The following is a 4,228-nucleotide window of genomic DNA, read 5'->3' as shown; positions in this document are numbered from 1 at the left end:
TGTAAAGATAGCCACGATAAGATTTCAAGAATTCCTTACCTGACTCGGTAATAGCCTCTGTCATGTTGAGCTTTTCAGCAAATTGAAGGCCTTTAATCAAATTTAGATTCATTTTAGTTTTTGGTATAATTTATTTATGACCTGCTTCAGATGAAACTGAAACATTTAATTTCTATTTTATTAAAGTATAAGATTTTACTCTTACTTGTTTAAAAATAAAATAGTTTTATGATAAATTTAGATTTCATAACTGATTGCTTGGCTTCATTAAACACTATGAGGAATGATGTTGGATCTATGAAAAACATCAATATTCTTTCTGATATGATTAAAGATGCCATATTGGACAATCAAACAATATATATTACAGGAATAGGTAAACCAGGATATATAGCTCAAAAGAATGCTGCTACATTGAAATCAATAATGGTTGATGGGCAATTTATAGATGCATGCTTGGCTGGACATGGAGATTTAGGACCTATTTCAATTGACAAACCATCTTTGTTGATTGCTATGTCAAAATCTGGATGTTCAAATGAACTTTATGTGTTGTTCAAATATATGAAGCAATTAAGACCTAAATGTAAAATTGTAATAATATGTATGTCAAATGAAATACAATTGAATAAAGTAAGATCATGTAAAGATATTGATTTCATTTGCCATATAAAAGTGGATCCAAAAGAATTGGATGGCTATGGAATTGTACCAGCTACATCAAATATTATATTTGAAACCATTATGTCAACAGCAATATCTGGAGCATTCAATTCAGAAGAGCTTGGTATGATAAACATGTGTGAAAGATTGCAAAAGAGTCATCCATCTGGAACATTACAATCAAAAGTTACTAATCTTTTGAATAATTTAAGAAACTAATCTATATTAATCAAGTAATTAATGACTTAAAAAATTAATAAAATGAAAAAAAATTGTTTATTTATCATTGAATCGCATTATTCAGGAAGTTATTATATGTACATTAATTTAGATTCAATTTTTCCATTTTATTTGGTTACTGATGGTGAAAAAACCATAATTGAAAGAAAAATTGATGAATTGCTGAATAAGTATGATGGTGATATTTATATTTATGAGGCATTTCAGGAATATGCCTTTTTATTAAAGTCATTTCTTAATCATGATATGGAATCTTATAATAGAGTACATGTAATTTCTGAGATCGACCACATGGGTGATTTGACAAAAACTTTATTCATTGAATGCTGGGATAAAGGTATTAGAGAAGAATTTGACCAAAAGAAATATCTCATGGATTTAGCAACTAAAAATACATGTAGATATTTTAATCAAATTCAATTTGAAAATGACAAAGTAATTAAGATTGCCAAAACCGAAGATGCTATAAAATTACAAAAGATTGAAAATGATTTCTATGACAGATATAGCAATATACCATGTTTATGTGGAAAACAAGGATATGATGAAAATAAACATGAGCTTATTCTAAATCTAGTTAATGGTACAACTGCTCAAGATTGGTATTATAAAAATGGTGATTTTAAGAAATTGATTTCCAATGTAATCAAAGCTTTACATACTATTAATGATACTGATATAGATATAGAAGATAATGATGAAGATATCAGAAAAGCTTTTTATAATGAATTAATTACAAAAGTATCTACTCGAGTAAATCCATGTAAGAAATTGATTGATTATTTCATTAAAGAAACTGAAGTAAATTGTATTGATCACATGCCAATTACACCAGATTTCAATATATTAATGGATGCATTAAATAAATGGTATGAAAATAATGAAATCAATTTTAATGCATGCCTTTGCCATGGTGATCCAAATACAGACAATACAATGATTGATAAAGATGATAATGTGATTTTTATTGATCCACGTGGATATTTTGGAAAGCTTAAAACAATAGGATTAGGAATGGCAGAATATGACATTGCAAAATTCTGCTATGGGCTTAATGGATATTCAAGATTCAATAGTGCTCCTTATATTGAAATTGATGAATTAGAATATTCTGATTCAGATGGATTGAATTTTAAAATTAAGTATCCAACTGGAGATAATTCATCAATTACTCAAATTGATTTGGATGATATGCCAATTGATACAAATATAAAGATTATCGTTGGTATTATTTGGATGAAATTGACTTCATATATTATAAATGATCCAATGAAGAGTGTAATTGCTTATCTTTATGGAAATGCAATTTGTACAAAATATTTAAAGGAATTAAAATATTTAAAGTAATGAACATCACTTGGTTCTGTTCAAGAAATAAAGTTAAAATAAAAATTGGGATATCAAACGCGGTATCCCAATTTTGTTCCAACTGCTGTTAAAATTAATCGACTTGTCATTAAACTACCTAATGGACCCTTCAAATCAATTCCAAGAACATTAGCAACAGCTTTCATTATTGTAGGGCCAACGGTAAAAGCTGCAGCACCAGCAAATAAACCAGTAAAAAGTCCTTCTTCTATTGGTATACCTTGTTCTTTAGATTCTTGAAGTGACTTAATGATGTCATCATAAACTTGAGATTCATTTATAGGTTTCTCAAGATACTCATTTATTTGTTTCATTTTTTATTCCAATATGCCATTTTCCACAAACTTTACAAATATATGCAATATATTTATACATTTTATATTTCTTCATAAATACATTTGCATCTTGTTCTGACTCAAATTTTTGCTTTGGTTTCCATTCTCCATTTTTTCTGGAATAATGTTCACGTTTGATTATATGTTTATTACAATCAGACCTGGGATAGTTAATCATATCAATAAATTATCCCTTTATTATATCATTTGTGGTTTTCTTTTTCTTATTATCCTCTGTTACCATTCCTTCACAATAGTTATTAATTAAACTATTTTGATTACATGGTACCTCCGTTATTACTGTTTCCATTGTCTTTATCATCGTTATTATTGTTTTTGTCTTCTGAATTACCAGCTTTAGCTTCAGCCTTCATTGCTTTAATAACATCACCAATCTTCGGACCTTTAGATTTTGACCAACCAGATGAAATATATCCATATGGTTTTAATCCATCCAATAAGAAACTAAAATCAGATGAAAATTCTGTTATCAAAACTTTACAAGTAGAATCAAGTTGTTTAGATAATGTTGCGGTCTTAGCTTGTGTATTAGCAACACATCCAGCTACAGTAGTTGGTATTAAGAAACCTCCATCAAAGAAACTGTCTTTTGCTTCTTCTTGGCCTGACATGACTTTAATCCATCCTTTAACTGTTGTTTCAAAAGCTGGCCATTGCTTGAATGTACCAGCATCAGCTTTTACAGATTTGTCTTTATTGTCTTGCTGATTTTGGTTATTATTCTGATCATTATTTTGATTGTTATTTTGTTGATCTTCAGCTTCCAAAATCAAATCACTTAAACTTTTCATCTTTTAATTTTCTATAAGTTTAGAGGGTTGGCAATATACCGGTATATTGCCAACTCTATAGATTTAGAATTTCTTACCTCCACGTATTGCTGAATTCCTCATCTGCTCTGCAATCATCTTTTCAGCAAGTTGTAATGCTTCATCATCTTCGGCATTCTCATAAATTCTTGCGCAAGTAATAAATGATCTACAACTAACTTCAATAGGTTTTCCTTCTTCAACTAATTTTTCAAGATAATTCATAGCTTTAGCTTTTGATGACATTGAAAGATGATTAGATTCAATATTTGGCATAATACCACGAATTATTTCAAGCAAATCCTTAGTAGAGAAATCAAGTGATTGCGTAAATGCTCTATTTCGTAATGCTGTATCAATTTGCCCAACACTATAGTTTGTAATGACAATCATACCGCATTTATTGTAATGTGATTTAGGGACTGGAACACCTTCATCATCTTTAAGTTCACCGGAAACTTTATATGATACAAGACGACCTTCATCATCTGCTGTTGAATCAAGTGCCGCCTTAAGAATATTGATACAATCTTCTGGTGCCTTTGGACCTACCAATGAATCAGCATCATCAACTAAAACAATATCACCCTTACCTTTATTGTTATAAAGTGTTAAATAAAGCTGTCTAGGTGTACATTTACCTTTTACAGTATTATCGGCAGTCATAGTATATCCTGCTGCCTTAAGTTGTTGTTTTACACGGAAAGTTTTACCAATACCAGGAGCACCACAAAGAATTACAGCAGGTTGAATTCCTTTAATGACCATCTTTACATATAACTGCATTTCCTT

The 4,228-nt window shown here is 29.5% G+C and carries 6 protein-coding genes; 2 read left to right on the top strand and 4 right to left on the bottom strand.

Annotation, left to right across the window (positions count from 1 at the left end; all coding sequences use genetic code 11):
* Positions 1-228: 228 nt before the first annotated feature.
* Both ACR0P1_RS07560 and ACR0P1_RS07555 read left to right on the top strand, forming a co-directional pair.
* The gene (locus tag ACR0P1_RS07560) at positions 229-882 is read left to right on the top strand and encodes a hypothetical protein (RefSeq protein WP_432645795.1); all 654 of its coding nucleotides are present in this window, start codon (positions 229-231) and stop codon (positions 880-882) included.
* A 96-nt stretch (positions 883-978) separates the two neighbouring features.
* Positions 979-2,250 (top strand): hypothetical protein, encoded by a 1,272-nt coding sequence (locus tag ACR0P1_RS07555; protein ID WP_432645794.1) that lies wholly within the window; start codon positions 979-981, stop codon positions 2,248-2,250.
* 53 nt (positions 2,251-2,303) lie between these two features.
* Here the strand turns inward: ACR0P1_RS07555 and ACR0P1_RS07550 are convergent, their stop codons facing one another.
* The 4 genes from ACR0P1_RS07550 to ACR0P1_RS07535 form a co-directional block, all read right to left on the bottom strand.
* Positions 2,304-2,585 carry a hypothetical protein gene (locus ACR0P1_RS07550; RefSeq protein ID WP_432645793.1) on the bottom strand — a complete coding sequence of 94 codons (282 nt, stop codon included), beginning with the start codon at positions 2,583-2,585 and terminating at the stop codon, positions 2,304-2,306.
* Positions 2,569-2,784: a hypothetical protein gene (locus tag ACR0P1_RS07545; RefSeq protein WP_432645792.1), complete on the bottom strand. Its 216-nt coding sequence runs from the start codon at positions 2,782-2,784 to the stop codon at positions 2,569-2,571. Before ACR0P1_RS07545 ends, ACR0P1_RS07550 begins: the two co-directional genes overlap by 17 nt.
* A gap of 100 nt (positions 2,785-2,884) precedes the next feature.
* Complete coding sequence (locus ACR0P1_RS07540; RefSeq protein ID WP_432645791.1) at positions 2,885-3,418, bottom strand: hypothetical protein; 534 nt, start codon at positions 3,416-3,418, stop codon at positions 2,885-2,887.
* Between the two features lie 63 nt (positions 3,419-3,481).
* Positions 3,482-4,228 (bottom strand): AAA family ATPase (locus ACR0P1_RS07535; protein ID WP_432645790.1); only part of this gene is annotated, 747 nt, incomplete at its 5' end.

Source organism: Methanobrevibacter sp. (assembly GCF_050872065.1).
Taxonomy (GTDB): Archaea; Methanobacteriota; Methanobacteria; order Methanobacteriales; family Methanobacteriaceae; genus Methanocatella.
This window is presented reverse-complemented; position numbering and strand designations above follow the sequence as displayed.

Bases quoted from the DNA above. Each gene is read 5' to 3' on its own strand.
- ACR0P1_RS07545 (WP_432645792.1), bottom strand. From the start codon at position 2,784: ATGATTAACTATCCCAGGTCTGATTGTAATAAACATATAATCAAACGT.
- ACR0P1_RS07560 (WP_432645795.1), top strand. From the start codon at position 229: ATGATAAATTTAGATTTCATAACTGATTGCTTGGCTTCATTAAACACT.
- ACR0P1_RS07550 (WP_432645793.1), bottom strand. From the start codon at position 2,585: ATGAAACAAATAAATGAGTATCTTGAGAAACCTATAAATGAATCTCAA.
- ACR0P1_RS07555 (WP_432645794.1), top strand. From the start codon at position 979: ATGTACATTAATTTAGATTCAATTTTTCCATTTTATTTGGTTACTGAT.
- ACR0P1_RS07540 (WP_432645791.1), bottom strand. From the start codon at position 3,418: ATGAAAAGTTTAAGTGATTTGATTTTGGAAGCTGAAGATCAACAAAAT.